Here is a 26,592-nt window from a genome sequence, read left to right on the forward strand (position 1 = left end):
CTATTTACAATATACTTATTCTTTCACTGTCTACTCCCGTAATATATCCTTTTAACTCCAACATTGTCAAGATAGACATTATGGCAGAAGCGTCATATTTTAGATTTATTGAGAGCAAATCGAGATTCTGAAACCCTTGAACAATCCCATTAAATACACATAATTCATCTTCTGATAGATCATCCATATTCTTTTTTAATTTTTTCTTATTCTTTTCAATTTGTTTTACTGAATCAAATATATCTTCTACAGAAATCAAAGGAATCGCTCCATCTCGAATCAGTCGATTGGTTCCTGTGCTGTAAATCGAATCGATATTTCCGGGAATAGCCAACACTTCTTTTCCATACTCTGCAGCCAAGCGAGCCGTAATTAAAGAACCACTTTTTTCTTGTGCTTCCAAAACAATGAGACCATGGGAAAGAGCGGCAATAATCCGGTTTCTTTCCGGAAATCGAAAGGGCTTGGGAGGAGTTCCAGGAGGATATTCACTAAGAATCAATCCTACTTCTTTCATCTTTAACCACAAATTGTAGTTAACTTTTGGATAGCATTGATCGATTCCATTTCCTAAAACGCCAATCGTAGGAATTCCATTTTCTAAAGAGGCCCAATGGGCTACTCCATCCAAACCATGAGCCAATCCACTTACTGAAACCAACTCACAATCTTTTAACTCATATAAAATTTTCTTACAAACTCTAGCTCCATAATCTGTATGTTTTCGAGCTCCAACAAACCCCAGTCTAGGGTATTCCAAAAGCTGAATATCCCCCATGTAATAAAGGACTACTGGTGGATTATCCGTCCGCGCCAGCTCTTCTGGATAAAAATCATCTTCTATTATAAGAGTATGAATTTGCATAGTCTCCATCTTTTTTATAGCCAATTCAAAATCAAAGGAAGAAATACGAAGGAATCGATTTTTCCATTTCTTATCCATCTCTCCCCTTTCTTTTCCTGATAAAAAAGAAAGATATTCTTCATACTGTCTTTCCAAATCTTGATACAAAAACAAAAGGTGCTTATTTTCTATTCCAGACAAAGAAGCCCGTAATAAAAACTCTCTATATTCTTGAATCATACATTCCCCCAATATTTTGATTCAATAGACCGATATCGAATGGCCTCTAACACATCTCCATCTTCAATCTTATCATTTCCTTTCAAATCTGCAATCGTTCTAGCAATTTTCAAAAGTTTATTCAAAGATCTCGCACTAAATTTATATTTTTGGTAAGCCATTTCCATAATTTTTTTGGAGCTTTCTTCCAATGGACAAAATTCCTTCAAGTATTTATCAGGTAAATTGGCATTGTTACGGAATCCTAGCTCTTTATAACGAATTCTTTGAATCTCTATGGCCTTCTCGACTCTTTCTCGAATTTCTGCAGAAGTACTTTGCTTTTTCTTAGATTGCAAATCGGAATACTCAACTGGCGCCACCTCCACATGAATGTCAATCCGGTCCAATAAAGGATGGGAAATTTTCGCTAAATATCTCTGAATCTGGTTTACGGAACAGCTACAACTTTGGTTCTGATTTCCATAGTTGCCACATGGACAAGGGTTTAGGGCGGCAATTAACTGAAAATTCGCAGGATAAATCAAACTGGCATTGGCACGAGCAATATGAATCATCCCTTCTTCCATGGGCTGTCGCAAAACTTCCAATACCTTGGACTGAAATTCTGGGATTTCGTCTAAAAATAATACACCATGATGAGACAGAGATATTTCCCCAGGCTTCGGTATTCTTCCTCCACCAATTAAGGACACAGAGGAAGCGGTATGATGAGGCGCTCGAAAAGGCCTTTCTGTCATTAACTCTTTGGAATTTAGTAAACCAGCCACACTATAAATTTGAGTCACTTCTACTGCCTCTTCAAAGGTCATATCTGGTAAAATTGTAGGAAAACGCTTTGCACTCATGGATTTCCCTGAACCGGGAGGACCAATCATAAGAATATTATGACCTCCAGCCGCTGCAATTTCCATAGCCCGCTTAATTTGTTCTTGCCCCTGAATTTCTGAAAAATCTACAGAATATACACGCTCTTTTTTCATAGGATTTTCAATATAATAGCTAGAAATTTCCAGCTCTCCATTCAAAAATTCTACTACTTCTCGCAAATTTTCTACGGGATAAATTTCCATATCGTGAATCACCGCGCATTCTTCAACATTTTCTTTAGGGACAATGCATTTTTTATAACCTAAAGAGCGCAAGAAAATCACCATAGGAAGAGCTCCCAAAATGGCTCCAACATCTCCATTTAGCTGCAATTCTCCTAAAAATACGAAAGATTCCAAATTTTCATTATGTATCAATTGATTGGCCGTTAAAATAGAAATTGCTATGGCCAAATCCATTTGTGACCCATCTTTTTTTATATTGGCAGGAGATAAATTAACGGTAATTCGGCTCATAGGAAACTCATAACCTGTGTTTTTTATGGCACTACGCACCCGTTCTACCGATTCTCGAATGGCCGCATCTGGCAGTCCTACAATGGTCATTCTCGGCAAACCTCTTGCTATATCCGTTTCGACTTCTACTAAATTCCCCTCTAATCCTTGTAAACTACAAGTGTTGGTTCTCCCATACATTTTTAGCCCTCCACATCGTTGCCATTAAATGCGTTTTTTATATGTACTATTTCCAATCCATTTTCTAAATATACTTCTATGACATCAAATCGAACCGATACATCGTAAAGATGATTTTTGTGTAAATACATTTTCGCCGTATTATAAATTTGCACTTGCTTGTGATAATCTACCGCTTCCCTTGGTAAACCATAGGTTTTTGTATTTCTTGTTTTTACTTCCACAAAAATATACATCCCCTTTCCATAGGCGATGATATCGATTTCACCGTTTCTATAACGAAAGTTTCTTTGGACCACTTCATACCCATGATCCAAAAGAAATTCCGCTGCTAATTCTTCTCCTCGATTTCCAATTTTCATTTTACATCCTTATTTAGAATTTTCCCTAAAAACGACATCCGGTGCAATGGAGTCGGTCCTAGATTTCGCAAAGCTTCCCGATGAAATTGGGTCCCATATCCTTTGTTTTTCCAGATATCATACCCGGGATACTTTTCATCCCACTCTACACAAAGTCTATCTCGAAATACTTTAGCAACAATGGAAGCACACCCAATGCTGTAAGAAAGATCGTCCCCATGTTTTATGGAAATTTGGCGAACATCCAGATCTACAGATTCCGCGTCAATTAAATAGGTTACAGGAACGTCTACTTCCCCTAAATTCTCTCTACAATTTTCTATGGCTATTTTCATAGCCAAACGAGTTGCTTGGCGAATGTTTATTTCTTCAATGGTTTCTACGTCTACCCTACCAATTCCAACAGCCAAAGCCTTCTCTAAAATTTCGTCATAAAGCTTTTCTCGCTTTTTAGGAGAGAGTTTTTTGGAATCTCGTATTCCTTCAATAGGGTCATCTAATGGCATAATCACACAGGCCGTTACTACCTCTCCAAATAGACATCCTCGGCCAACTTCATCAATCCCCGCAAGAAGACCTTCTGTTCCTTCTAAAAGTTCCAAATCATGATTCAGAGAATTCATAATTTAATGGCACCTCCAAAGAAATTCGTCCCATTTGCCCGCCACGGAATTCATCCATCACAATATGAGATACTTTTGTATAATCAATTTCTGCTCCACGCATTAAAGCGCCTCTTCGCTTTCCAATTGCATCCATAATTTCTACCGGATCTTCCAATGGATTTTGAATTTCGTATCGATTGTATAATTTTTCAGGAAAATTTTTCATGGCTTCTTTTATAAATTCAAAGGCCAAGGTTTCAATGTCCATGATTTCATCTTTAATCGATCCCGTAAAAGCCAAATGTCTACCACGAATCGGTGGATCCAATTTAGGCCAAAGTACCCCTGGGGTATCCAATAAATCCAATTCTCCTACACGCATCCATTGGTTGGTTTTGGTAACGCCAGGACGATTTCCTGTTTTTGTGCCCTTTCGACCAGAAATTTGATTGATAAAGGTAGATTTCCCTACGTTGGGAATTCCTGTTACCATAGCACGAAGTTTTGTTGCCGCCATTCCCTTTTCCAATTCTTTTTGTCGTTTTTCTTTTAATAATTCTTCAGCCTTTTGGATTAGTTTTTTCGTATTTGTTTTTCCTACAGAAATCCATTCCATAGCTACTGCATTTTCATTTTCTTCAATGGAACGAATCCATTCTTTCGTTGTTTTGTCATCAGCCAAATCGGCCTTATTCAAAAGATACAAGACGGGTTTATTTCCAATTACTTTGTCCAAAAGCGGATTTTTACTACTCCAAGGAATGCGAGCGTCCAACAACACAATCACAAAATCTACCAACTTCAAAGATTGTTCAATAGACTCTATGGTTTTTTTCATATGCCCTGGATACCAGTTAATATTCATATGCTACTCTCTTTCTATTATTTCTTTTACAAAGGAAATGGCTCCATAATTTTTAGCCACATCATAAGTTATATAATTTGCTACTTTCTTTACTTCCTCTGGGCTGTTGCACATAGCAATTCCTACGCCAGCGTTCTGAATCATCTTCATATCGTTTCGATCATCCCCCACAGCGATAATCTCTTCACGAGAAATTCCATAAGATTGGGCATATTCATAAATGGTATTCCATTTGTTTGTATTTTGCCCTAATACCTCCATCATTCCTGTGTGAGATATTCCTTTGGCAATATGGTGCGTCTCTAGACCTTTGGTTAAAAAAGAAAGTTCTTTTTTCACTCTTATATATTCTTCGTAATTCATATACATTACAACAGATAACACGTCTTTTTGGAAGATTTCTTCCTTATTTATTATTTTATAACGATTTTGATAATTCTGCACATAGTTCTTTGTAATTTCGTCTGGCTCTTCTAATAAATACATATCGACGCCATTTTTGAAATCATCTATATGAAAAGTCGCATGATAAGGCAAAGATTCAATATAAGGCAAAATTTTTTCTAAAATTTCCTTATGAATCGGTTTTTGAATCTGAATGGAATCATCTAAAATGCACCGCATCGTATTTCCATTATTGGCAATTACATCAATAGGAAGGTCATATTTCCCAAAAATATTTTTCAAAGATCGATAATTTCGCCCACTGGCTATGATGACTTTTCTTCCCTCTTCTATCCAATTTTTTAACGTACTTAAGATGGTTTCATCCATTTCTTGCCCAGAATCAATTAATGTCCCATCAAAATCAAAAGCTATCAATTTATACATAAAAACTCCTAAAGAAAAAAGCGACTTCTCAGTCGCCTTTTTTTTAAAATTTTAATTCTTTTCCATTGTAGAATACATATCCTAAGAGCAAGAACACAATTGCCAAAACAATGTTAGCCCCTATAGCCACAATATTTACTCCATTTAGAATATTTAGCAATGGATTGAATGCATCAAATGGGAAATACATTCCTATATTTCCTACTTGATTCCCTAAAATAACCAATACCATCCACGCAACCAAAAGAATCAATACAATGAGTACACTTCCTCCTTCTGCATGGCTAGAGCGGTTGGATAAAGCAGAATATAAAGTTCCTAAGAATAAGAATAAAATTCCCATTCCCAAAAGATAAAGGAAAACCTGTCCCAATACCAAAGCTACTTCTTGTACATTTAAGTTTCCTTTACTAAATACAAAACCAAAACCAAAAGTAGCCAAAACAGTAATCAATGCAATCAATATATATAGGAATAGATTCGCTGCCCATTTGTCAGAAACAATTTTTGAACGAGATACAGGTTGTGAATACAAATATTGAATGGTACCTGCACTTTGTTCTTTTGACAAACTCTTTGCCCCCAACTGGATAGCAAAAATAGCAAACAATACGCCAATATATTGATAGATAAATGGAATATACTCGCTTAAGTTTCTATAATCCACCTCAGGGGATAATCCCAACATGTGACGTGCATTATCTGAAAATCCTTGACGGAATCCTTCCACCAAAGATAGAATGTTGTCTTCTTGCATTAATGGAAAGAACGCCATTAATAGCCCTGTGATAATAATCAATACGAAAAGCCAAGTAATTGCTTTTCCCATATTTGACTTAAATTCTAATCCAAATACCATGGCTTATTCTCTCCCCTCTACTTCCTTATTTTTTTGTCCAGAATCTCCTAACCAAGAACCAGAAGATTTTTTCGTTTCTTTTTGAATCGGTTCCATTGTAATGGTCTTATCATTTTCTACCGTCTCCACTTCTTCTGGAACGGTTTCTGTAGAAGTTTCCATTTTTTCCACTGGTTTTGCAGACATTGCGTAAGAATCCACAGGCTCAATCTTCACTGTTTCCTCTTTCTTCTCATCTACTTTCTCAGAAGTATATGGAGTTTCTTCCTCTGATTTCACCGTCAAAACCTCTGGATTTTCTTCCATTTTTTCCTCTGTAGGTTGAGCTGAAACGATATTTTCGGTTCCATCTACTGGCTGAATTGGCGCTGTATCAGCACTCTTTTCCTCCACTATAGGCGCTACAACTACAGTATCTTCTTCTTTTTCCTCTTTCACCACAACGGTTGGTTCTGTAACATCTTCTGATTTTTTCAAATCCTCTCCAGAAGCTGGTTTTGCATAATTGGCCGGTCCAGTATAACTGTAGGACTCAATTTTCTTTTCCAACGCCGCATCTTCCAAAGTATAATTTTTGATTCTCTCTTGGTATAAAACCGTTGTTAAGGTAGGCAAATATCCATCATAGAAAAATTCATACTCTGATGGCTCGCTACGTAAAAGTTTCGCCCCGATGGACTCAAAAGCCTCAGGATATACTTCTTCCTCAAAGATTTTTAACAATTTATCATTGGAATCTTTCTCTTTAATATATTCCATATCCACAATGGCCCCGTCTCGTAAATATCCTACGCGATCGGCATATCTTTGACCTACAGACAAAGAATCAGTAAGAATTAAAGCACTTAATCCTTCTTCTCTTTGCAAAGTACGCAAGTGTTTGAACACTTTTTCTACCATACTAGGAGATAAATCCTTCGAAGGTTCATCTATAATTAATAATTTTGGTTTTGTAATTAACGCATTGATTATCGCAACCAATTTACGCTCTTCATCATCCATATCCCCAAATTTTTTGCGATTGCTTAACCCAAATAAATCCATTAAATAATCTGCATCATCTAAATTCTTTGAATCATGGAATCCAACGGTGTTCTTAAAAATTGCCATAGGTTTCAAATGATCATACATCCATACATCTTGAGGAACATAACCACAGAAGCCTTTTATCGCTTCGCTCTCTTTCACCGCATCCATATCAAAGACCATAATGCTCCCTTGATTTGGCTTTAAGAAATGAAAAATAGTACGAGCAAGAGTCGTCTTACCAGACCCCTCTAACCCCAAAAGAGAAAAGAACTCTCCATCGTTTACTTCTAAGTTAAAATCTTTCAGTACACTATTTCTACGAAATTTTTTCGTTAATCCTCTAACAACAATAGCACTCATGCCTTCACCTCGCTTTACAATATGTAAATATTATACCCTAAAAATAGGGAAAATCCAACGAATCATGACAAATCATTATCGATAATATGTTATAATAAATAGGCGATTTGAGAAGAGAGGAAGATGAGATATGAAATTAGGCATTGTTGGACTTCCCAATGTTGGAAAATCCACATTATTTAATGCAATTACCCAAGCAGGTGCAGAAGCGGCTAACTACCCTTTTGCCACCATTGAACCAAACATCGGAACGGTTCAAGTTAATGACGAACGTTTGAAAGTTTTATCCGATATAAGTAAATCACAAAAATTAATCTACGCTACCATCGAATTTTATGACATTGCAGGCCTCGTACGCGGCGCCAGCAAAGGCGAAGGATTGGGAAATCAATTTTTGTCCCATATTCGCGAAGTCGAAGCCATCGTCCATGTCGTACGTTGTTTTGATGATGAAAATATTATCCACGTAGATGGAAGTATCGATCCAATTCGTGATATTGAAACCATTAATTTAGAATTGATTTTCTCCGATTTGGAATTGTTAGAAAAACGCTTGATACGCGTAAACAAACAAGCCAAAGCAGACAAATCTTTATTGGTTGAAAAAGAATTGATTGAGCGAATTATTGCTACCCTAGAAGCACAAAAACCCGCTCGTAGTTTAGATCTAAGCGACGACGAATTGAAAATGATCAAAAGCTTCAGCCTACTTACTATGAAACCGGTTATTTATGCTGCCAACGTTTCAGAAGACGACATTCATGACGGAAACGAATGGGTAGAGAAAGTTCGAGAATATGCCGCACCATCAGGAGATGAAGTTTTGACCATTTCTGCCGCTATTGAAGAAGAAATCGCCTCCTTAGACGAGGAAAGCAAAGAAATGTTCCTAGAAGAAATGGGCTTAGAAGCATCTGGATTGGACCGTTTGGTAAAAAGTTCTTACCGTTTATTAGGGCTCATCAGCTTCTTGACTACAGGAGAAGTAGAAACCAGAGCTTGGACAGTAGAAGTAGGATCCAAAGCGCCTGCGGCTGCAGGAAAAATTCACTCTGATATTGAACGCGGATTTATTAAAGCCGATACGATCTCTTACGAAGATTTGGTTGCCTGTGGATCTATGGCTGCCGCAAGAGAAAAAGGCTTGGTTCGAAGCGAAGGAAAAGAATATATTATAAAAGACGGAGACGTTGTTCACTTTAAGTTCAATGTGTAAAAATAAAATGGCTTAGATACTTACCTATAGTATTTAAGCCATTTTTTATGCCTCCCTTTTTCTAAATCCATTGTTTCCATCTTTCGCGTTCATCAACAAAACATTTTCTGGATTAAAAGTTGCCATAATTCTCTCTCCTTAACTTCTGATTTTTCTTTTCTCACTTGCGTACTTCGCCAAATCAAAAACGCTTGATTCTGGCTTTGTTGTTCCCACCTTAGGAGCGCTTCCACTCAAACGAAGTTTAACGGCCTTTTCCACTTCCTCTGCAAACACTTCTTCAAAAACTTCAACATTCTTCATAGAGGAATCCGCGTCTTCCCCCATTAAAAAAGAGCTTAATTTCGGATTTAAGCCTTTCTCACTTAAGGTCTTAATCACTTCAAGCTCCAATCTTTCTTTGTTGAATTTTTCCCGTTCTGCTTCAAAAGCTTCCTTTTCCTTCTCCATTTGCGCTTTTGCCCTTTGGGCTTCGGTCATTTTCGCAAACTCAGCCGCCTCATCTCTTTCTTTTTGAACCCGCGCCTCCTCCTCTTTTTGCCAATTTTTCCGAGCCGTCTCTAAGGCTTCGTTCACTCTTCGGTCTGACTCCGATTGAAGTTTTTTCTCAAACTCCTCTTGAGTATACGTAACCGCTTCCTTGTTTTGCCCCTCTAGATTCTTTTCAGCCCCTACAGTTGCATCCTTTGTGTTTTCCATAAAACTCTCCTTTTTGAATATTAAAAAAACAGCCCAAAAGCTGTAATTTTTCGCATAATAAAAGCACCTTAATAACTTACCTTGTTATTTGGGTGCTTAATCAAGTATCTCAACAAAGTCTATATCTTTTACTAGCAATGACATAGGTTCATTATTTTTGGTCCAAATAAAGAAAAGATCTTCTTCTTCGCCAATTTCCTCACCAATTTCTAATCCATTTCCAGATCCAGAAATTATTTCGCCATTTTTTAAATATATTTTTAAACTATTCGCATTTTCTGCTTTTTCCCAATTAATCAAAATTATTCCCCCTTATGGGTACAACATGGGTATCATATTTACTATAATAAATCCTTACTTTAGTGGCAGCATATTCCTTCCCTTTATCCACATAATACCCAATAACTTTTCCTACATTCACTTCTTCAGTTATCTTATCTTTATTCTTCCCACTTTTATACACTATACCTTTCCCATGATATTCATATATTATTTTTTGTGCCTCTTCTTCTGAAATAATGAGTCTAGCTTGCGGTCCCCAACCTCTATTTCTTCTTGATTCAAGATAGTTATTATATTGGTTGGTGCCTTTATAATGCTTTTCATAATGTTCATGGTTTAAATTTAATTTAATTTCTCCATTTTTTACTCTTCCTAATATTTCTATTGCAGATGAATATTGGGTTAGTTTTCTTACGTCTCGTTTTTCTTCAACATTTCCCTCTACATACTCCTTATGCCATTCCCTATAAGTCATTCCCGCAGGAACCTTATACGCTTTCCCATCACTATCCCTAGCGGCCCTAGTTCCTTCTTTGTCTTTTCTATAGACAATCGTCGCAGATCTACATCTAGGATGAAGTGGCGGATAATTAAGACCGGGAACGGCTCTTATGGTTTGCTAATAACATCCTTTTATATAAAAAGCACCTTAATAACTTTTCATTATTAAGGTGCTTTTTTGTATTTTTTATTCTATAGGGACTGTTGACATTACCACATTTACTGAACTCACTAGATAGGTATTGCCATCCATTGTTATTTGAAGTTGTTCTCCTTCGTAGTCGGTCCAACTATCTACTTTTCCTTCTACAATTCTCCCGTCTGGCAATTTAATTTGTGCATAGTTAAAAGTATAGGTAAAATCAAATTCTTTTTTATTTCCACATCCTGCCATAATAAGCATGATGGAAAGTAGCAATACGGCAATTTTTTTCATTTTTCTTCCCTTTATCTTTCTCTTCTCTTTTTTGCAAATAGAAAAAGTTCTTCCGATGTATATTTTTGTTGTAAGGTAGAGATGTATTGCAAAGCTTTTCTACCGGACCAGTCTTTCATCTGAGAAATATTTCCGATAAATTCTTCTCCCTCTTCTTTTGGCAAAAATGTTTTGTGCGTTCCGTGAATGGTATTGTCTTCAATATCTGCCAAAATAATTTCTATAGGAAAATCTCCTTCTTTCCATGGTTCTAGTTCTTCTTCTGATATTTCTCCACGGAAAAAGACGGTTTCATAAAGAGGTTGATCCACAAAACGCCACAAGATTGTTAAAACGCCTTGAGAAGGAACCCATGCAAAATCTTCTAATCCTTTTTCAATGCTTTCTACTTCTTCTTTGGTTGGATTCTTTAGCAAAATCAGCAATTCTCCACCACGTTCTGTGATTTGAAATTTTGATCCTTCGTTTTTATATTTCCCTTCAATTTTGTTCATTTTTTCTGCCTTCTTTCCTTAAAAAAATAAACCTCCCTGGCATGCCAGAAAGGTTTATCATTCATCAGTCAACAGCGATTACTTCTCTTCCATCATAGTATCCGCAAGATGGGCAGATACGATGTGGCATCTTTGTTTCATGACAGTTAGGACATTCAACGATAGTCGTCTTATTTAAACGATAAGAAGATGCACGTCTTTTGTTCTTTCTTTGTTTTGATGTTTTTCTCTTAGGTACGGCCATTCTTACACCTCCTTATTTTTCGGTAAATAGCTCTTTTAGTATTTCAAATTGGTTGCCAGACTCTTCTTGTTCACAGTCACATGTTCCGTGATTTAAGTCTTGGCCACATTGAGGACATAGACCTTTACACTCTTCTTTGCAAAGAGACTTTTGTGGGATGGAAGAAATAATTTGAGAGAATAGCAAATCTTCCAGTTGGAATCTTTTTAATTCTTCCACATAGTAGATATCATCGATATCGGTTTCTTCTTCCTCTTCCAATTCTACTCCTTCACGGATGGTAAAATGGGAAGTATCTTCCACTTTTTCAGTTACAGGTATTAAGCATCGACTACAATTTGTCTCTACTTCATACTCTAAATACAAGTCTAGTTCTAGGTCATCTTCGACTTTGTAAAGATCTACCTCGTAATATACCGGATATGTGATTTTTAATCCTTGCATATCATAAGGATTTTCCATCTCTTCCAGTTCCCCTGTCCATGATTCTTGGAACAAATCACTTTCGAGGAATGTAGACATTCGATTGTTCAAAGTGACCACCTCTCAAAAAAGCATTGCAAGTTATTATATTATAAATACAGCGTTCTGTCAACTATTTAGCGATTAAACGTTGTGTTTCTTTTGCAATTTTTAATTCTTCGTTTGTTGGAATTACTAGCAATTTAATGGCTGAATCTTCTGTACTGAAAATTGCTTCTTTCCCACGAACGTTGTTCTTCTCATCGTCTACTTTAATACCAAATGCTTTTAATCCTTTGGCTACATTTTCTCTTGTTGTAATAGAGTTTTCGCCTACACCAGCTGTGAAGATGATTCCGTCACAGTGATCCATTTCAGATAAGAATGCTCCGATGTATTTGCGTACGCGGTTTTCGAAGATATCCAAAGCCAATTGTGCTCTGTCGTTTCCTTCTTTAGCTGCTACTTCTAAATCTCTGAAGTCGCTGCTTACGCCACTGATTCCCAATACACCACTTTTTTTGTTTAATACATTTGACATTTCTTCTGTAGATAAGTTTTCTTTTTCCATAATGAATGGAATGATTGCTGGATCAATATCTCCAGAACGAGTTCCCATTGCCAAACCTTCCAATGGAGTGAATCCCATAGTTGTATCGTAGCATTTTCCACCTACGATAGCAGAAATACTAGATCCGTTTCCTAAGTGACAAGTTACCAAGTTTACTTCAGAAAGATCTTTGCCTAAGATTTCAGCGGCTCTTTCTGTAATGTATTGATGGCTTGTTCCGTGGAATCCAAATCTACGAACTTTATATTTTTCATAATATTCATATGGTAGTGGATAAATATGATTTACCGCTGGGATGGTTTGATGGAATGCTGTATCAAATACGGCTACCATTGGTACTTCTGGTAAAATTTCTTTGATTGCATCGATACCCATAATGTTTGGTGGATTGTGCAATGGAGCGATTTCTACGTTGTCGTTAATGGCTTTCATTACAGCGTCATCAATGACTACAGATTCAGCAAAGTCTTCGCCACCATGTACTACACGGTGTCCTACAGCATTGATTTCGCTTAAATCTGCTACAGCACCATATTCTTTATGAGCGATAGAATCCAATACGATTTTTAACGCTGCTTTATGGTCATCCATAGTATCTTCGATTACAACTTCTTCTTTTCCCGTAGTTTCATGTTTTACTCTAGCGCCTTCAATACCAATTCTTTCTGCCAAACCTTTTGCTAAAATTGATTCGTCTTCCATATTAATTAATTGGTATTTTAATGAAGAACTACCACAGTTAATAACTAAAATATTCATATTCATCCTCCTAATCATCTTGTTCAAATTACCTATGATATTATACCATATCTGAACAAAGAAACAACGAAAAATAGGGAAATTCCCTTTACTTTCGATTATTTTTTCGATATATTCACTTAGAGGTGAATTATGAAAGTTACAGGATTGATTGCAGAATTTAACCCTCTCCATAGAGGACATGAATATATTATAAAAAAAGCCAAAGAAAACGCCGACGTTCTGATCGTTGTCTTAAGTGGCTCTTTTACCCAACGAGGGGAACCCGTTGTTGTAAATAAATTCGATCGAGCCAAAGATGCCATTTCTGCCGGGGCGGATTTGGTGATTGCCCACCCCGTTTATACGGCAACTTCTTTTGGCGATTTTTTTGCTGAGGGAGGAATTTCTACTTTATTAAAGTGCCCCAACGTATCAAAAATTGTTTGTGGTGGAGAAATTTCTGATCTAAATCTTTTGGAATCTTCCTTAAAGATTTTGGAATCCTCGGATTTCTTTCCCCATTTTGTTCAACCTTTTTTGGATTCTGGAGAAAGTTATTCCACTTCCTATCGAAAAGCTTTAGAAAAGAAGAATCCCGAATTCTCGAAACTTTTCCAATCCAATATGATTTTGGCTATGGGATATGGAAAAGCTCTCTATAAGAGAAATGCTTTACATCTTTTGGAAATCATTCCTCGTATTGATTCTTGGAAGGAAGAAACTCTTGTGAGCGCTTCGGAAATACGAAAAAATTTTAATAAGAACCCAGGAAATTTCTCTCGTTTTTGCGTTGGAAAGCCGCCTCAGTACTCCCTTGAAAATCTAATGGAAACTCTTTATTCTTTCTCCCGCTTCCATTTTTTCATGCATCCTATTTCTTTGCATTCCTATGATGGATACGAAATCGGAATAGAGAATCGTCTTATGGACGGATTTTCTCGTTGGAATTCTTATGATTCCTTTCGAAAAAATATTCCTACCAAACGCTATTCTCTTCCAAGAATTCAGCGCTTGATTCTTCATTCCCTCTTGAACTTAAACCATGACTCTATTCAGGATTCCATTCAAAACCAAAGAGTTTTTCAAGTATTGGCTTTTAATGAACAAGGGCAAAGATATTTGAAAATAGCAAGAAATTCTGATGTAACATTCCTTACCAACTTCAAATCCATGCATCAACTTCCACCAGAACAAAAAAAATATTTAGAAAAAGAAAAACAAAGCTCAGATTTATGGGCTTTGTTGACCAATCATTCCATAAATTTGGATTTTAAGACTTCCATTTCCCCCCAAAAAAACACCCCGTGATTATTACTATAAAATTATTTTTATTTCTAAACAATTAAATATTTTCCTAAATAAAAGATTTCAAAAAAATATTTCAAAAAGGCTCTATATCTATGGATTCACTTTATAGATATAGAGCCTTTTAATTAATTAAATTGTAATTTCTTGTTATATTAGGTTGATATATATATATACATATGATAATATATCCTCAAGAAATCGATTTCTTGAGGATATATTGCTTGAATTCTTGTAGTAGGAAAAAATATGAAAAAGTTTTTATGTGTTTTATTGGCCGTTTTGCTTACTTCACAATTCCTGTGTTCATCAATCGCTCAGGCTAAATCTCTAGAGGAAATGAACAACGAACAAGTTTATATTAGTAAATATGGAAACTATTATACAGAGAATGAAATCCAATCTATGTCTGAAAAAGAAATAAATGAATTACAAATAGAACCTCTAGCAGTAGGGGCCGTAGCAATTTTCTTTCTAGGAGTTATTGTGGGGTACGTTGGTGATGGAGTTATTACATACAAAACTGGCAAAGCTCCCGGCCAATGGATTGCATTAGGTTTGAAGAACATAGAAAATAAAATAAAAAGAAAGCCTAATGGAGTGAAAAGAATTGTCGTTTATAATGATGGTAGAGTAGCATATTGTTATTCTGGGGGGTGTCAAGTATCATGGTAAATAGAAATTTACGTTTCTTATTGATTTTTGTATCAGGAATTTTGGTCGGTTTGGTTATATCCTATCTTTTTGGGAATTTTCTCGTCTAAATTTTTGTATAGTTTAAACATTGAACCTTTCTTATTATAAAATAAAAACGCGTTTTTTCATGCGTTGAATTTGAGAATATTATTATACAAACTCCTTGAAAAACAAAACTCTTTTTTATGAGATTTTTAACCAACCCTATTTATTCCCTTTCATTATTACAACTTCCATTTTCCCGCAAAAAAACTCAGGTCTATAAGCCTGAGTTTTTTTTATTTATTCGTTTCTTAATTCTTGGCGATTTGCGTTTATGGTTTTAATCAAATCAGACAATTGAACTTGTGTTTCTTCCAATAAACCATCGACATATTCACGAGAAGACTTACGAATCTGTGTGCTTTCTTCTTCTGCACGATCCATCATTTCTTTCGCTTTTTCTTGAGCTAAAATAACCAATTCGTCTTCATCTACTAATTTTTGTGCTTCCATATGGGCTGCTTGGACAATTTGTTTTGCTTGCATATTGGCATCTTCTAAGATTTCATTTTCTTTTGCTACAATATTTTGCGCATTGGAAACGTCTTGAGGAATTTGGTTTTTCAATTGGTCCAAAATATGCATTACTTCTTCTTTGTCCACCATAACTTTTCCTGTTAAAGGAATGGTATTGCTAACTTCCAACATATCCTCTAAATCTTCAATCAATCGAATTACATCCATCGTCATTTCCTCCCAATTTTTCTTTTAATGCTTCACCTACAATATCCGGAACAAACATCGTTGTATCTCCGTCAAATGTTGCTACCTCTTTTGCCAAAGTGGAACTTACAAAAAAATGTTGGCTTGAAGACAATAAGAATAAGGTTTCAAGTCCAGTTCCATATTCTCGATTTGCCATAGCTAACATATATTCACTTTCATAATCGGTGGCAGATCGCAATCCGCGAACAATCGTTTTGCAATTTCTCTTTTGAGCGTAGTCTACCAAAAGGCCTTCATAACTATCGATTTCAATGGATTCTTCCTCTTTTAGAACCTTTTCTAACAAGTCCATACGCTCTTCTACAGAAAACAAACCTTTTTTATTTTTATTTTTTAATACCACAACTATAACCTCGCCAAAGATTTCCTTGGCTCTATGTATGATATCCAAATGACCATGTGTTACTGGGTCAAAACTCCCAGCATAAATTACTTTCATGAACTCTCCTCGTTGTCTTGGTAAATCCAAATTCCTGTGGTTCCATAACTTTTTTCTTTCCATAAAGAATAGGCGGAACCAAAATCAAATTCATACTCCTTAGGGGCTTCTACAATAATTTTTCCCTCTTCTGCGAGTAAATTGTATTCTTGGATTTTTTCCATTGCTTTGTTATAAAATTCTATCTTTGCATAGGGTGGGTCCAAATAAATATAATCAAAGCGAATGTCTTTTCTTTTGGCTTCTTCTAAACATTTTTCAAAATCCATTTGAAGAATTTTGGTTTGTTCTTTTAATTTTACCATTTCTACATTCGCTCGGGTAGTTTCAATATTTTTCTTTGAAACATCATTGAACCATACCATTCCGGCTCCTCGGCTCAAAAATTCAATTCCTATTCCCCCTGAGCCTGAGAATAAATCGAGGACAAATACATCATAAAAAGGTCCATGCAATAAATTAAATACACTTTCTTTCACACGATCTTCTGTAGGTCTTATATCTTTATCCTTCGGAGAGATTAACTTTCTCCCTCTTGCTGATCCTGAAATAATTCGCACAACATCCTCCTAGAATAGAATTTTATCATAAAAAAAATAGATATACAATTGTTCTACTCACTTCCCTCTTGATTCCTTAGAGTTTTTTTATACTGCTCATACAATAAAGGAAGTTCTTTCTCGTTCAAATGGTTTCCTTCCACAACCGCTTTGGCCTCTAATAAAGCATATCTCATTATATTCTGATCCAATAGAGGATTCCCTACTCGAAAATTTGCCATCCCTGACTGTCTTGTTCCAAAAACATCTCCTCCGCCGCGAAGTTCTAAATCTTTTTGGGCGATATAGAATCCATCATTGGAACTTTGAATGACTCCCAAACGCTTCCATGCCATTTCATTTTCCGATTCACTATATAAAATACAATAGGATTTTACACTTCCTCTACCTACTCGTCCGCGCAACTGATGAAGGGTGGCCAAACCAAATCGATCGGCATTATACACAAATAGAACGTTGGCGTTTGGAACGTTAACTCCTACTTCAATTACCGTTGTAGAAACCAAAATTTGCGATTCATTTCTCTTAAATCGTCCCATAATCTCATCTTTGGCCCCGTTATCCATTCGTCCATGGAGAAGTTCCACATTCCAAGAGGAGAATCTTTCGGATAGTCGTTCATAGACTGAAACGGCTGAATCCAGTTCCAATTTGTCATTTTCATCAATTAAGGCACATACCACATAGGCTTGATGGCCTTTTTTTAATTGCTCTTCCATAAAATGAAAAGATTGTTCCAATCCTTCTTTATTAATGGCAAGGGTATCGATCGGTTGCCGTCCAGGTGGTAACCCTTCCACAGTGGATACATCCATATCTCCATAAATCGTTTGGCTTAGGGTTCGAGGAATCGGTGTGGCACTCATAACCAAATGATGGGAAATTTCATTTTTTTCTTGGAGTTTTTTTCGTTGATTGACGCCAAATCGATGCTGTTCGTCTGTTATAGTAATCCCTAATTGCGGAATCTCCACATTATCTTCAATCAAAGCGTGGGTCCCTACCAAAACATCTACCATTCCATTTTTTACATTTTCTAAAATTTCTCTTTTTCGCTTTTCTGTTGTTGATCCTGTTAGAAGTTCTCCACGGACACCGAGAGGTTCCAGGACTTCTATCACACTTTCCATATGTTGTCTCGCCAAAATTTCTGTAGGCGCCATAAGAACCCCTTGATATCCATTTTCTACCGCTCGTGCCAAAGCCAATAAAGATAGGATCGTCTTTCCACTTCCTACATCTCCCTGAATCAATCGGCCCATGGCTTTCCCACTTTGGAAATCTTTTTCGATTTCTGTCCAAACTTGTTTCTGTCCATTGGTTAATTCAAAGGATAAATTTTCTAAGATTTTTCCAATGAGTCCTTTATCGTTAAATATAGGAGCCTTTGACTTTCTCTCTTTTCGAATATTCCAAAGAGCCAGCTGAAAAACAAAAAATTCTTCAAACACCAAGCGATTCCTAGCCTCTATAACTTCTTCCATGGTTCTAGGGTGATGCATTTTTACGATGGCATCTTTCCGATTCATTAATCCATATCGTTCCTGTAAATATTTGGGCATGAATTCTATAAGCTCAATATCCTTGAGAGCTTGGTCCACTAAAGCAGCGATTTTTTGTTGTCGCAATCCTTCCACTGCTGGATAAATCGGTTCTATTTTTCCTGCATCTAAAGAAGAATGATAAAACTCTATTTTGGGAGAAGACATACTAAGCCTTCCGCGAAAATAATTGACTTTTCCATACAAACGAACTCGATTCCCTACTTTGTATTGTTTGGAAATGTAAGGTTGATTAAAAAAAGTTAGCTCTGCTTCTGCACTTTCATCTTCTACTAACAATTTTGACATCCAAAGATTTCCCTTTTTCCGGACAGGAGGACGAACCTCTATTACCGTTGCAATAAAGCTTCTTTTCTCATCCATAGGGGCTGATTTGAAGGTCTCAACTCTAGTTTCATCTTCGTAACGATGAGGAAAATGAAATAGCAAATCTTCTACAGTATGTATTTTTAATCGGTGGAGTTTCTCTGAAATTTTTGGACCTACCCCTTTTACTTTTGATATATTGTCAGAAAGTTTCATAGCCGCTCCTAAAAAAATAGATGGACGCGAAGCGTCCATCGTTTACTCTGCAGATAACAAATAGAAATAAATCGGCTGTTTCCCAACCACAATTTCTACATCAATATCGTCATAAAGTTCTTCTACTTCTTCCATCAGTTCTTCTACTTCTTCTTCTTTCGTATCCATTCCAGAATAGATGGTTAAAAGAGATGTGTCTTCATCGATTAATTTCTTAATGGTTTCTAAAGTTGTTTCTTTTAACTCTTTGCTCGAGAAAAGAATGTCTTTACCGGAAATTCCAATAAAATCATCTTTGTGGATTTTTACACCATTCATATCGGTATCTCGAACGGCATAGGTAACTTGAGCTGTTTTGATTTCTCCAATGGCTTCTACCATGGTTTCAAAATTTTCCTCTGGATCCAATTCTTCATTAAATACCAAACAAGCAGAAACTCCTTGTGGAATCGATTTGCTTTCAATTACCATTACATTGCACTCTGCAATGACTTTGGCTGCATTGGCTGCCATAATAATATTACTATTGTTTGGTAAAATAAATACATTTTCAGCATTGGTTTTGCGAACACCCTCTAATAAATCCTCTGTACTTGGATTCATCGTTTGGCCGCCTGTTACAACGTAATCCACCCCAAGGTTTTTGAATAGCTCTTCAATTCCTTCCCCAGAAGAAACCGCCACAAATCCATACTTTTTCATTGGATCTTCTGAAGAGATTTCTTCTTTTTGGGTAGATTCTACTTGTTCTTCTGTAAATAAAATTTCTTCATGCTGTAAACGCATATTATCAATTTTTATGTCTTTTAAGAATCCGTGCTCTAATCCAAATTGCAAAGCTTTACCGGGATCGTTGGTATGGACATGGACCTTAATCATTTTGTCATCTCCAACAACCAATAAACTATCTCCCAAAGGAGTTAGCTTCTCTTTGAGTGCCTCTACGCCATTTTTTTCCGTTGTAACAATAAATTCTGTACAATACCCAAAAGCAATAGTATCGGTAGAAATACTTTCTCTCTTTTGTACAAGATTTTTCTTTGCAGTCGGTTCTGAAGCATCTGCCTCTTCAAATTTCTTCCCTTCTAAGGCAAGAATCGCTCCTTCTAAAATTACACAGAGACCTTTTCCACCAGCATCCACCACGCCTGCTTCTTTTAATACAGGAAGTAAATTCGGCGTATTCTCTAAAGATTTATTGGCCGCTTCTAAAACTTCTTTTGCAAAAGGAATGATTTCCTTATGTTTTTTTGCAATCCGTAAGCCATAATCAGCCGCTTCTCTACCAACGGTTAAGATGGTTCCCTCTGTTGGTTTCATAACTGCAAGATAAGTCATTTCTGAAGCTTTTTTCAAGGCCAAAGCCAAAGCTTGAACATCGATGATTTCTAAATCCTTTACACTTTCAGAAAATCCTCTAAACAATTGGGATAAAATAACGCCACTATTTCCTCTCGCTCCCATTAAGGCACCGCGACTTGCAAGCATAGCCACATCTCCAGCGGTTTTAGGATTTCCTTCTTTCATCTGTTTAATGGCACTTTTAACCGTCATACTCATGTTGGTACCTGTGTCTCCATCAGGAACAGGGAACACGTTCAATTCATTGACTTCTTCTTTTTTATGCACAAGAAAATTGGCGGCGCTTTCAAAAGCGTCGATCAAGGTTTCCTTATTGATTTCTTTCATTCCATTTCCTCCGCTAGTCCATACGAATTCCTTCAACAAGAACTTCAATCGTATCGACTTCCAAACCTGTTAAAGACTCTACATTAAAACGTACTCGATCCATTACATTTTGAGCAACGGTTGAAATACGAATGCCATATTCAATAATTACATGCAATTGAATATTGATTCTTTCGTGTTCTGTATCAACATAAATACCTTTTGTTAGATTTTCAAATTTAAGCAATTCAAAAAAACCGTCAGCGGCATTTTTTGACGCCATTCCAACAATTCCATAGCTTTCCATCGCAGAAATTCCAGCAATGGTTGCAATTACATTATTATCTATAGTAATATTTCCTTTGTCTGATGACATATTTACTGGCAAGTTCGTCGCCTCCTTTGTTCCATAGGTGTTTCTATTATACCATATTTTTTCTATACAATAAAAGAAAAGCCATGAATTATATACAGGAATCTATTTGCAATCTGCTTCAATTTATGGTAAAATACCTTGTATTGTAAATCGGCGGCAAGGAGGTGCTAAGATGTCGAAGAAATGTGAAATTTGCGGTAAAGAAAAGAAATTTGGAAACACAATATCTTTCTCTCATAAAAGAGGTAACAGAAGTTGGTCTCCAAACATCCAAAGAGTTCGTGCTGTCGTGAATGGCTCAAATAAGAGAATTAATGTATGCACTCGCTGCTTGCGCTCTGGCAAAGTTCAGCGTGCAAACTAATGGTGAATGGCCGATTGTTTCAATCGGCTTTTTGTATACCTTTTTTAGAAGATCGTCTTTTTAGGAGGTAATGTAATGAAATTATTTATTAGTAGCCGTATTCCTGAATCCATTTTGAAAAAATTAGAAGGGTTTACGATTCAATACCATGATAGCAATGTCCCTTTGACAAAAGAAGAGCTTATGGAAGGAGTAAAAGATTGCGAAATTTTACTTTGTCCCTTATCGGATAAAATTGACAAAGAAATTTTGAACTCTTCCTCCACCTTAAAAATGGTAGCCAATTATGGCGCAGGCTACGACAATATTGATATTGAAGAAGCCAAACGTTTGGGTATTGTCGTTACAAACGCACCGGCCCCTTCTTCTGCCGTTTCTACTGCAGAACTCGCCTTTGGTATTATGCTGGCTCAAGCTCGCCAAATTGTTCAAGGAGAAAAAGATTTGCGAAAAGGAAATTTTCACGGTTGGAGACCTACTTATTTCTTAGGGAACCAATTAAAGGGAAAAACCCTTGGCATTATTGGTTTGGGAAATATTGGAAAAAATTTAGCCAAACGGGCAGAAGCTTTTGAAATGAACGTTGTTTATTTTTCTAGAACTCGAAAAGAGGATTTTGAGACCGAACACATTCGTTATGCGGACTTTGATACAGTCATCCAAAAGGCAGATTTCTTATCTCTTCATACGGCCTTCCATCCAGATCTTCATCATATGATCAACAAAGATGTTTTCGCTGCTATGAAAAATTCTGCCATATTGATTAATGCAGCTCGTGGACCTTTGGTCAAAGAAGATGATTTGGTAGAGGCCCTAAAATCTGGTGAAATTGCTGGAGCGGCATTAGACGTTTACGAATTTGAACCAAAAGTAACCAAAGAATTATTTGATTTGGAACAAGTTACTCTCGTTCCTCACTTAGGAAATGCAACGTACGAAGCTCGCTTAGAAATGGGTGAAGCTTGTGTTGATAATATTATGGATTTTGGCCATAGTAAAAAACCAAGAAATCAAGTGAATGGATAAATTATACAAAAAAGACTACTCGTACGAGTAGTCTTTTTTTAATCTATCGATTGAATGCAAAAACTCATTCCTTCATGAACGATTATTGTGCCTATATCCTTTTTTAGTTCATTGCTAATTCCCCGTGGCGTGCCTCGCTTTAATTTCAACTTTTCTACCTCGTATTGAAATCCTTCTGTACTATAAGAAAAACACTCCGAAACAGGCAATATGGAAACATAGTGGAATCCTCTTTTTTCGATTGAATGCTTCCCTTCTTTCAGAAAAATCACACGATTTCGATCGTCAAGCAAAACGATTTGACAAGGGGAATCTTTGTATTTTTCTAATAGGAAAAAATTTCCCAAAACGTGATCTTTTCTCGTTCCAAATCCACCAACAATATGGATTTCCTTTGGATTTTTTCCCAACCCAAAATCTAAGGCAACCTCTGTATCCGTCTCATCTTTTTCTGAAGGCAATTTTAGAATTTCAAATTCCTCTTTCATTCCTTCCAAATTTTTTCCCGAAACACTGTCTAGGTCCCCTATTAATATATTGGGAAGAATTTTCATTTCTCTACATAAATCAAATCCATGATCAGCACAAATAATATAGTCTGCCCAATCCAATTCTTCTTCCATTGTTTTTTTTGAGGGGAAATCTCCCCCGGAAATTATAAGTACGTTCATTATAAATTTCGCAAGGATTCAATGGCTTCAGAACGGTTCTCTGCATTAAAAATATAAGATCCCGCCACCAAAGCATCCGCTCCTGCTTCCACCAATTCTTTTCCTGTATTCTGATTCACGCCTCCATCAACAATAATTTCTGCTGAAGAATTGTGTTTTTGTAGCAATTCCTTTAATTCTTTTACTTTATCCAATGTAGAGGGAATAAAACTTTGGCCTCCAAATCCTGGATTCACACTCATCAATAGAACCAAATCCAAATCTTTCAATACGTATTCAATTTCTTTTGGAGATTGATGGGGATTTAGACTTACCCCCGCTTTGACTCCTGCTTCTTTGATTTTATGAATCAAGCGATGCAAATGAATGGTTGCATCGTTATGAATTGTAATTCGATCAGAACCTGCATCGATGTATTGATCTATGGAATTTTCAGGATTTTCAATCATCAAATGGACATCAAAAGGAATTTCCGTATAAGGGCGAATCGCCTTAATAATAGGAGGGCCGAAGGTTAAGTTGGGAACATAATGTCCGTCCATTACGTCTACATGAATATAATCCACTTTTTGTTCGTCCAAAAATTCAATTTCTTCTTTCATTCGGCCAAAATCACAGGACAAAATAGAAGCTGCCACTAACGCCATCTTTCTCTCTCCTTTTCCACCAGTTCTTCATATATTTTTACATAGTTTTCGTAACGACTTTCGGTAATTTCCCCTTCTTTCAAAGCTTCGCGTACCCCGCACTTTGGCTCATTTATATGGTGACAATCCATAAATTTGCACTGCTTCTTAAAGGGCAAAAATTCTCGAAATAATTCATCCAATTCCGTAGATTCTACTTCTTCTAAATCCATACTTGAAAACCCAGGAGTATCAAACAGAAGGATTCCTTCTTCTCCCATCATTAATTCCGTATGGCGAGTTGTATGTTTTCCTCGGTTTAATTTTTTGCTTACGGATTGTGTTTCCAATTCCAAATCCAATATAGAGTTAACAAAAGTGGATTTCCCCGCTCCTGAAACACCAGCGAGTGCCGTTGTTTTATGGGAGAGGATCTTCTTTATTTCCTCTATCATCTCTTGGTTATTTTCAGATAAAAGATAGGCGGAAAACCCTGCCTTTTTATAAATATTTCTTAAAGATTCTGCTGCTTCTAAATCCAAATCTGCCTTAGAAATTACCACTATCACTTCGATTTCCAAAGATTCATAATGGGCAATCATCTTGTCTACCAAATATAAATTATAATTGGGAAAGCGAATGGGAACAAACAAAAGCAACTGATCAATGTTGGCCACAGGAGGGCGGAGAAGAGAATTTTTTCTTGGTAAAATTTCTTCTACATAACTTAATTCTTCCCCTTCTCCTCTAGAAAATCGAACGCAATCTCCCACAAGAGGTTTTTGCTTTTGATGGCGAAAAACTCCTCTTGCACGAGATTCTTCCACTTTTCCCTCTTGGTCTTGAATATAATAAAATCCTCCCAAAAGTTTTATAATTTTCCCTTGCTCTGTCATTATCTCACCGTTTCTGAACGAAGACGTTGCCCGTCCACTAGGATTTCAAATTGATCCCCTACGGCGCCACGAACAGGAATAATTACAGATTCTCCACCATCTAATGTCATGGTTTCCACTACTTCTCTTCCCTCTTTTGAAACTTTTACAATCTCTACAGAATGACTTTGTCCATCATCTGATAGTTCAACATTCAAGTTCAAACTTTTTTCTTCTACAATCGGATCTGGTTCAGGAAGTCCTGAGCTAATAATAATATTAACACTGGTCCCCTCTTTAATTTGATTTCCGCTTTCGTATTGTTGCCATACAACTTCTCCCTTGGCAACCGATTTATCTTCTCTTTCAGAAACATTACCAAGTTTTAACCCTTGTTGTTCCAATAGGGCCTCCGCTTTTTCTACATCCACGCCCCTTAAATTTGGAACCAAGGTCAATTTATTTTCTTGTCCCTTACTTACAACGATTTGAACAATTCCACCTCGTTCAATACGAGCTCCTGATTCTGGAGATTGACGAATGATTCGATCGTTTGGAACTCGATCCGAAAATTCTGTGTCTACAATTTCCAAATCCAATTCAAATTCATTCAATCTGGATTGAGCTTCCGTTACACTCATATTTTCAATATCTGGTACGGGAACCGTATCAATGCTTTGGGATATAACAACAGAAAAGCGATCCCCTCGATTTAATTCCACCGACTCATCAATGGATTGACTGAGAACTGTATTTTCAGCCACATCTTCCCTTGGCTCTCGTCCAGAAACTTCTAAAATCAATTCGTTAGTATCGGCAAATTCTTGTGCTTCTTCTAAAGATTTTCCTACAAAATTTTCCATTACCACTGGATCGCCTTCTCCAGACATGATTTCTTTGATTTTTGGAACTCCAAATATCAATCCCAAAATCAAAAGAATCGCCACGACAACTCCTGCAAAACCAGCAATTTTATTTCCTTCTTTTTTCTTATTTTCGTTTATCGGTTTTTCCCGTTTTCTTTGAACGGGACGTTTTTTCTGAGGCTCTCCATAATTGGGTCGAGTTCCCGCAATAACAGTACTCGTTTCTCCCGTAGGCATTGTATTATAGCTGCCTCCCATACCAACTTTATTTAATAAAATGGCCTTTCCATCTTCAATAATCTGGGACACATTATCGTATCGATCCTGTGGTTTTTTCTGAGTCATTTTACGGAATAGTTGATCTACAGAAGAACTTACCCGCGGATTCAATTCCGATGGCAATGGAATTTCATTTTGAACATGCATAAGAGCCACTGTAATTGGATTTTCTGAGTCAAAAGGAACTTCCCCAGTTAACATTTCATAAAGAACAATCCCCATAGAGTAAATATCACTACGTGCATCGACTTTTTGTCCTCTTGCTTGTTCGGGAGAAAAATAATGAACACTTCCCATAACCGCATTGGTCACTGTTACGGTAGAATTTCCTGCCATACGGGCAATCCCAAAGTCTGTAACTTTTACACGATTATCCTTTGTAATCATAATATTTTGGCTCTTAATATCTCTATGAACAATATTTTTGCTATGGGCTACTTTTAGGGCTTCTGAAATTTGAATCAAGTAATTCAAGGCCAAATTTTGAGATAAAAGACCCTCTTCTCGAATCAATTGTTTCAAAGTTTTCCCATCAATGTACTCCATAACAATGTAATACAATTTCACATCGTCAATTTCATCCATCCCTACGTCATAAATACTTACGATATTTGGATGAGAGATGCTGGCTGCTGCCAAAGATTCTCTACGGAATTTTCGAATAAAGTTATCGTCTTCATTGTATTCGCTTTTTAGAATTTTTATGGCAACAATTCTATCCAATCTGCGGTCGTGAGCTTGATACACATCGCCCATGCCACCTGTTCCTATTTTTTTCAAACATTCGTAACGTTCTGCTAATACCATGTGCTTCATAAACTC

General features: G+C 36.6%; 31 protein-coding genes. 5 read left to right on the forward strand and 26 right to left on the reverse strand.

The annotated features are described in order from the left end of the window. Positions 1-4 precede the first annotated feature (4 nt). The 8 genes from dprA to LQU94_RS03025 are packed head-to-tail and all read right to left on the reverse strand — an operon-like array spanning position 5 to position 7,521. The gene (gene dprA / locus LQU94_RS02990; protein WP_230635125.1) at positions 5-1,084 is read right to left on the reverse strand and encodes a DNA-processing protein DprA; all 1,080 of its coding nucleotides are present in this window, start codon (positions 1,082-1,084) and stop codon (positions 5-7) included. Then, positions 1,081-2,610 (reverse strand): YifB family Mg chelatase-like AAA ATPase, encoded by a 1,530-nt coding sequence (locus LQU94_RS02995; RefSeq protein WP_230635127.1) that lies wholly within the window; start codon positions 2,608-2,610, stop codon positions 1,081-1,083. The genes dprA and LQU94_RS02995 overlap by 4 nt, the downstream gene beginning before the upstream one ends. Positions 2,611-2,612: 2 nt before the next feature. Then, positions 2,613-2,972 (reverse strand): YraN family protein, encoded by a 360-nt coding sequence (locus LQU94_RS03000; RefSeq protein ID WP_230635129.1) that lies wholly within the window; start codon positions 2,970-2,972, stop codon positions 2,613-2,615. Continuing rightward, complete coding sequence (locus LQU94_RS03005) at positions 2,969-3,595, reverse strand: ribonuclease HII (RefSeq protein ID WP_230635131.1); 627 nt, start codon at positions 3,593-3,595, stop codon at positions 2,969-2,971. The genes LQU94_RS03000 and LQU94_RS03005 overlap by 4 nt, the downstream gene beginning before the upstream one ends. Beyond that, positions 3,576-4,442, reverse strand: a complete 867-nt coding sequence (gene ylqF / locus LQU94_RS03010; protein ID WP_230635133.1) for a ribosome biogenesis GTPase YlqF — start codon at positions 4,440-4,442, stop codon at positions 3,576-3,578. The genes LQU94_RS03005 and ylqF overlap by 20 nt, the downstream gene beginning before the upstream one ends. A 3-nt stretch (positions 4,443-4,445) precedes the next feature. Beyond that, positions 4,446-5,273, reverse strand: coding sequence for a Cof-type HAD-IIB family hydrolase (locus LQU94_RS03015; protein WP_230635135.1), 828 nt, complete (start codon positions 5,271-5,273; stop codon positions 4,446-4,448). A gap of 43 nt (positions 5,274-5,316) precedes the next feature. After that, a complete protein-coding gene (locus LQU94_RS03020) occupies positions 5,317-6,132 on the reverse strand; it encodes an ABC transporter permease subunit (protein ID WP_230635137.1) in 816 nt (271 codons plus the stop codon). 3 nt (positions 6,133-6,135) lie between these two features. Continuing rightward, positions 6,136-7,521, reverse strand: coding sequence for an ATP-binding cassette domain-containing protein (locus LQU94_RS03025; protein WP_230635139.1), 1,386 nt, complete (start codon positions 7,519-7,521; stop codon positions 6,136-6,138). A gap of 130 nt (positions 7,522-7,651) precedes the next feature. On the opposite strand from LQU94_RS03025, the gene ychF reads away from it, so the two are divergent. Next, positions 7,652-8,737: a redox-regulated ATPase YchF gene (gene ychF, locus LQU94_RS03030; RefSeq protein WP_230635141.1), complete on the forward strand. Its 1,086-nt coding sequence runs from the start codon at positions 7,652-7,654 to the stop codon at positions 8,735-8,737. A gap of 138 nt (positions 8,738-8,875) precedes the next feature. On the opposite strand, the gene LQU94_RS03035 is transcribed toward ychF, so the two are convergent. From LQU94_RS03035 to LQU94_RS03070, 8 genes are all read right to left on the reverse strand, one after another. Then, positions 8,876-9,436 (reverse strand): DUF4355 domain-containing protein, encoded by a 561-nt coding sequence (locus LQU94_RS03035; protein WP_230635143.1) that lies wholly within the window; start codon positions 9,434-9,436, stop codon positions 8,876-8,878. Between the two features lie 96 nt (positions 9,437-9,532). Further along, the gene (locus LQU94_RS03040) at positions 9,533-9,736 is read right to left on the reverse strand and encodes a hypothetical protein (protein WP_230635145.1); all 204 of its coding nucleotides are present in this window, start codon (positions 9,734-9,736) and stop codon (positions 9,533-9,535) included. Beyond that, positions 9,729-10,193 carry a polymorphic toxin type 50 domain-containing protein gene (locus LQU94_RS03045; protein ID WP_230635147.1) on the reverse strand — a complete coding sequence of 155 codons (465 nt, stop codon included), beginning with the start codon at positions 10,191-10,193 and terminating at the stop codon, positions 9,729-9,731. Before LQU94_RS03045 ends, LQU94_RS03040 begins: the two co-directional genes overlap by 8 nt. 213 nt (positions 10,194-10,406) lie before the next feature. Further along, positions 10,407-10,655, reverse strand: coding sequence for a hypothetical protein (locus LQU94_RS03050; RefSeq protein ID WP_230635149.1), 249 nt, complete (start codon positions 10,653-10,655; stop codon positions 10,407-10,409). 11 nt (positions 10,656-10,666) lie between these two features. Next, entirely contained in the window at positions 10,667-11,149 is a 483-nt protein-coding gene (locus tag LQU94_RS03055; protein ID WP_230635151.1) for a hypothetical protein, read from the reverse strand. A gap of 64 nt (positions 11,150-11,213) precedes the next feature. Further along, positions 11,214-11,393 (reverse strand): 50S ribosomal protein L32, encoded by a 180-nt coding sequence (gene rpmF, locus LQU94_RS03060; protein ID WP_230635153.1) that lies wholly within the window; start codon positions 11,391-11,393, stop codon positions 11,214-11,216. Between the two features lie 12 nt (positions 11,394-11,405). Beyond that, positions 11,406-11,927 carry a DUF177 domain-containing protein gene (locus LQU94_RS03065; protein ID WP_230635155.1) on the reverse strand — a complete coding sequence of 174 codons (522 nt, stop codon included), beginning with the start codon at positions 11,925-11,927 and terminating at the stop codon, positions 11,406-11,408. Positions 11,928-11,988: 61 nt separating this feature from the next. Then, complete coding sequence (locus LQU94_RS03070; RefSeq protein ID WP_230635157.1) at positions 11,989-13,185, reverse strand: acetate/propionate family kinase; 1,197 nt, start codon at positions 13,183-13,185, stop codon at positions 11,989-11,991. Positions 13,186-13,317: 132 nt separating this feature from the next. Here LQU94_RS03070 and LQU94_RS03075 point away from each other — a divergent pair, with 132 nt between their 5' ends. Together LQU94_RS03075 and LQU94_RS03080 are read left to right on the forward strand one after the other, a co-directional pair. Then, positions 13,318-14,475: a nucleotidyltransferase family protein gene (locus LQU94_RS03075; protein WP_230635159.1), complete on the forward strand. Its 1,158-nt coding sequence runs from the start codon at positions 13,318-13,320 to the stop codon at positions 14,473-14,475. A 246-nt stretch (positions 14,476-14,721) separates the two neighbouring features. Beyond that, positions 14,722-15,147 carry a hypothetical protein gene (locus LQU94_RS03080; RefSeq protein WP_230635161.1) on the forward strand — a complete coding sequence of 142 codons (426 nt, stop codon included), beginning with the start codon at positions 14,722-14,724 and terminating at the stop codon, positions 15,145-15,147. A 303-nt stretch (positions 15,148-15,450) separates the two neighbouring features. On the opposite strand, the gene LQU94_RS03085 is transcribed toward LQU94_RS03080, so the two are convergent. The 6 genes from LQU94_RS03085 to LQU94_RS03110 are packed head-to-tail and all read right to left on the reverse strand — an operon-like array spanning position 15,451 to position 21,063. Continuing rightward, entirely contained in the window at positions 15,451-15,894 is a 444-nt protein-coding gene (locus LQU94_RS03085; RefSeq protein WP_230635163.1) for an ATPase, read from the reverse strand. Beyond that, the gene (gene coaD, locus LQU94_RS03090; RefSeq protein WP_230635165.1) at positions 15,872-16,375 is read right to left on the reverse strand and encodes a pantetheine-phosphate adenylyltransferase; all 504 of its coding nucleotides are present in this window, start codon (positions 16,373-16,375) and stop codon (positions 15,872-15,874) included. Before coaD ends, LQU94_RS03085 begins: the two co-directional genes overlap by 23 nt. Next, positions 16,372-16,935, reverse strand: coding sequence for a 16S rRNA (guanine(966)-N(2))-methyltransferase RsmD (gene rsmD / locus LQU94_RS03095; protein ID WP_230635167.1), 564 nt, complete (start codon positions 16,933-16,935; stop codon positions 16,372-16,374). The genes coaD and rsmD overlap by 4 nt, the downstream gene beginning before the upstream one ends. 53 nt (positions 16,936-16,988) lie before the next feature. Further along, positions 16,989-19,058: an ATP-dependent DNA helicase RecG gene (gene recG, locus LQU94_RS03100; protein ID WP_230635169.1), complete on the reverse strand. Its 2,070-nt coding sequence runs from the start codon at positions 19,056-19,058 to the stop codon at positions 16,989-16,991. A 3-nt stretch (positions 19,059-19,061) separates the two neighbouring features. Further along, the gene (locus LQU94_RS03105) at positions 19,062-20,708 is read right to left on the reverse strand and encodes a DAK2 domain-containing protein (RefSeq protein WP_230635170.1); all 1,647 of its coding nucleotides are present in this window, start codon (positions 20,706-20,708) and stop codon (positions 19,062-19,064) included. Between the two features lie 13 nt (positions 20,709-20,721). Beyond that, positions 20,722-21,063: an Asp23/Gls24 family envelope stress response protein gene (locus tag LQU94_RS03110; RefSeq protein WP_370631503.1), complete on the reverse strand. Its 342-nt coding sequence runs from the start codon at positions 21,061-21,063 to the stop codon at positions 20,722-20,724. 172 nt (positions 21,064-21,235) lie between these two features. On the opposite strand from LQU94_RS03110, the gene rpmB reads away from it, so the two are divergent. Both rpmB and LQU94_RS03120 read left to right on the forward strand, forming a co-directional pair. Next, the gene (gene rpmB / locus LQU94_RS03115; RefSeq protein ID WP_230635174.1) at positions 21,236-21,427 is read left to right on the forward strand and encodes a 50S ribosomal protein L28; all 192 of its coding nucleotides are present in this window, start codon (positions 21,236-21,238) and stop codon (positions 21,425-21,427) included. Between the two features lie 75 nt (positions 21,428-21,502). Then, the gene (locus tag LQU94_RS03120; protein WP_230635176.1) at positions 21,503-22,453 is read left to right on the forward strand and encodes an NAD(P)-dependent oxidoreductase; all 951 of its coding nucleotides are present in this window, start codon (positions 21,503-21,505) and stop codon (positions 22,451-22,453) included. Between the two features lie 38 nt (positions 22,454-22,491). On the opposite strand, the gene LQU94_RS03125 is transcribed toward LQU94_RS03120, so the two are convergent. Genes LQU94_RS03125 through pknB form a run of 4 tightly spaced genes read right to left on the reverse strand, consistent with a single transcriptional unit; the run spans position 22,492 to position 26,586 of the window. Continuing rightward, positions 22,492-23,124: a thiamine diphosphokinase gene (locus tag LQU94_RS03125; protein WP_230635178.1), complete on the reverse strand. Its 633-nt coding sequence runs from the start codon at positions 23,122-23,124 to the stop codon at positions 22,492-22,494. Beyond that, positions 23,124-23,771, reverse strand: coding sequence for a ribulose-phosphate 3-epimerase (gene rpe, locus LQU94_RS03130; protein WP_230635180.1), 648 nt, complete (start codon positions 23,769-23,771; stop codon positions 23,124-23,126). Before rpe ends, LQU94_RS03125 begins: the two co-directional genes overlap by 1 nt. After that, complete coding sequence (gene rsgA, locus LQU94_RS03135; RefSeq protein WP_230635182.1) at positions 23,762-24,646, reverse strand: ribosome small subunit-dependent GTPase A; 885 nt, start codon at positions 24,644-24,646, stop codon at positions 23,762-23,764. Before rsgA ends, rpe begins: the two co-directional genes overlap by 10 nt. Next, positions 24,646-26,586, reverse strand: a complete 1,941-nt coding sequence (gene pknB, locus LQU94_RS03140; protein WP_230635184.1) for a Stk1 family PASTA domain-containing Ser/Thr kinase — start codon at positions 26,584-26,586, stop codon at positions 24,646-24,648. The genes rsgA and pknB overlap by 1 nt, the downstream gene beginning before the upstream one ends. Positions 26,587-26,592 lie beyond the last annotated feature (6 nt).

The organism is Peptoniphilus sp. KCTC 25270, from assembly GCF_021012875.1.
GTDB lineage: Bacteria > Bacillota > Clostridia > Tissierellales > Peptoniphilaceae > JAJMZJ01.

What these genes read in the sequence shown, in the direction of transcription:
- dprA (WP_230635125.1), bottom strand. Translation starts at nt 1,084, where the DNA reads ATGATTCAAGAATATAGAGAGTTTTTATTACGGGCTTCTTTGTCTGGA.
- LQU94_RS02995 (WP_230635127.1), bottom strand. Translation starts at nt 2,610, where the DNA reads ATGTATGGGAGAACCAACACTTGTAGTTTACAAGGATTAGAGGGGAAT.
- LQU94_RS03000 (WP_230635129.1), bottom strand. Translation starts at nt 2,972, where the DNA reads ATGAAAATTGGAAATCGAGGAGAAGAATTAGCAGCGGAATTTCTTTTG.
- LQU94_RS03005 (WP_230635131.1), bottom strand. Translation starts at nt 3,595, where the DNA reads ATGAATTCTCTGAATCATGATTTGGAACTTTTAGAAGGAACAGAAGGT.
- ylqF (WP_230635133.1), bottom strand. Translation starts at nt 4,442, where the DNA reads ATGAATATTAACTGGTATCCAGGGCATATGAAAAAAACCATAGAGTCT.
- LQU94_RS03015 (WP_230635135.1), bottom strand. Translation starts at nt 5,273, where the DNA reads ATGTATAAATTGATAGCTTTTGATTTTGATGGGACATTAATTGATTCT.
- LQU94_RS03020 (WP_230635137.1), bottom strand. Translation starts at nt 6,132, where the DNA reads ATGGTATTTGGATTAGAATTTAAGTCAAATATGGGAAAAGCAATTACT.
- LQU94_RS03025 (WP_230635139.1), bottom strand. Translation starts at nt 7,521, where the DNA reads ATGAGTGCTATTGTTGTTAGAGGATTAACGAAAAAATTTCGTAGAAAT.
- ychF (WP_230635141.1), top strand. Translation starts at nt 7,652, where the DNA reads ATGAAATTAGGCATTGTTGGACTTCCCAATGTTGGAAAATCCACATTA.
- LQU94_RS03035 (WP_230635143.1), bottom strand. Translation starts at nt 9,436, where the DNA reads ATGGAAAACACAAAGGATGCAACTGTAGGGGCTGAAAAGAATCTAGAG.
- LQU94_RS03045 (WP_230635147.1), bottom strand. Translation starts at nt 10,193, where the DNA reads ATGACTTATAGGGAATGGCATAAGGAGTATGTAGAGGGAAATGTTGAA.
- LQU94_RS03050 (WP_230635149.1), bottom strand. Translation starts at nt 10,655, where the DNA reads ATGAAAAAAATTGCCGTATTGCTACTTTCCATCATGCTTATTATGGCA.
- LQU94_RS03055 (WP_230635151.1), bottom strand. Translation starts at nt 11,149, where the DNA reads ATGAACAAAATTGAAGGGAAATATAAAAACGAAGGATCAAAATTTCAA.
- rpmF (WP_230635153.1), bottom strand. Translation starts at nt 11,393, where the DNA reads ATGGCCGTACCTAAGAGAAAAACATCAAAACAAAGAAAGAACAAAAGA.
- LQU94_RS03070 (WP_230635157.1), bottom strand. Translation starts at nt 13,185, where the DNA reads ATGAATATTTTAGTTATTAACTGTGGTAGTTCTTCATTAAAATACCAA.
- LQU94_RS03075 (WP_230635159.1), top strand. Translation starts at nt 13,318, where the DNA reads ATGAAAGTTACAGGATTGATTGCAGAATTTAACCCTCTCCATAGAGGA.
- LQU94_RS03080 (WP_230635161.1), top strand. Translation starts at nt 14,722, where the DNA reads ATGAAAAAGTTTTTATGTGTTTTATTGGCCGTTTTGCTTACTTCACAA.
- LQU94_RS03085 (WP_230635163.1), bottom strand. Translation starts at nt 15,894, where the DNA reads ATGGATGTAATTCGATTGATTGAAGATTTAGAGGATATGTTGGAAGTT.
- coaD (WP_230635165.1), bottom strand. Translation starts at nt 16,375, where the DNA reads ATGAAAGTAATTTATGCTGGGAGTTTTGACCCAGTAACACATGGTCAT.
- recG (WP_230635169.1), bottom strand. Translation starts at nt 19,058, where the DNA reads ATGGACGCTTCGCGTCCATCTATTTTTTTAGGAGCGGCTATGAAACTT.
- LQU94_RS03105 (WP_230635170.1), bottom strand. Translation starts at nt 20,708, where the DNA reads ATGAAAGAAATCAATAAGGAAACCTTGATCGACGCTTTTGAAAGCGCC.
- LQU94_RS03110 (WP_370631503.1), bottom strand. Translation starts at nt 21,063, where the DNA reads ATGTCATCAGACAAAGGAAATATTACTATAGATAATAATGTAATTGCA.
- rpmB (WP_230635174.1), top strand. Translation starts at nt 21,236, where the DNA reads ATGTCGAAGAAATGTGAAATTTGCGGTAAAGAAAAGAAATTTGGAAAC.
- LQU94_RS03120 (WP_230635176.1), top strand. Translation starts at nt 21,503, where the DNA reads ATGAAATTATTTATTAGTAGCCGTATTCCTGAATCCATTTTGAAAAAA.
- LQU94_RS03125 (WP_230635178.1), bottom strand. Translation starts at nt 23,124, where the DNA reads ATGAACGTACTTATAATTTCCGGGGGAGATTTCCCCTCAAAAAAAACA.
- rpe (WP_230635180.1), bottom strand. Translation starts at nt 23,771, where the DNA reads ATGGCGTTAGTGGCAGCTTCTATTTTGTCCTGTGATTTTGGCCGAATG.
- rsgA (WP_230635182.1), bottom strand. Translation starts at nt 24,646, where the DNA reads ATGACAGAGCAAGGGAAAATTATAAAACTTTTGGGAGGATTTTATTAT.
- pknB (WP_230635184.1), bottom strand. Translation starts at nt 26,586, where the DNA reads ATGAAGCACATGGTATTAGCAGAACGTTACGAATGTTTGAAAAAAATA.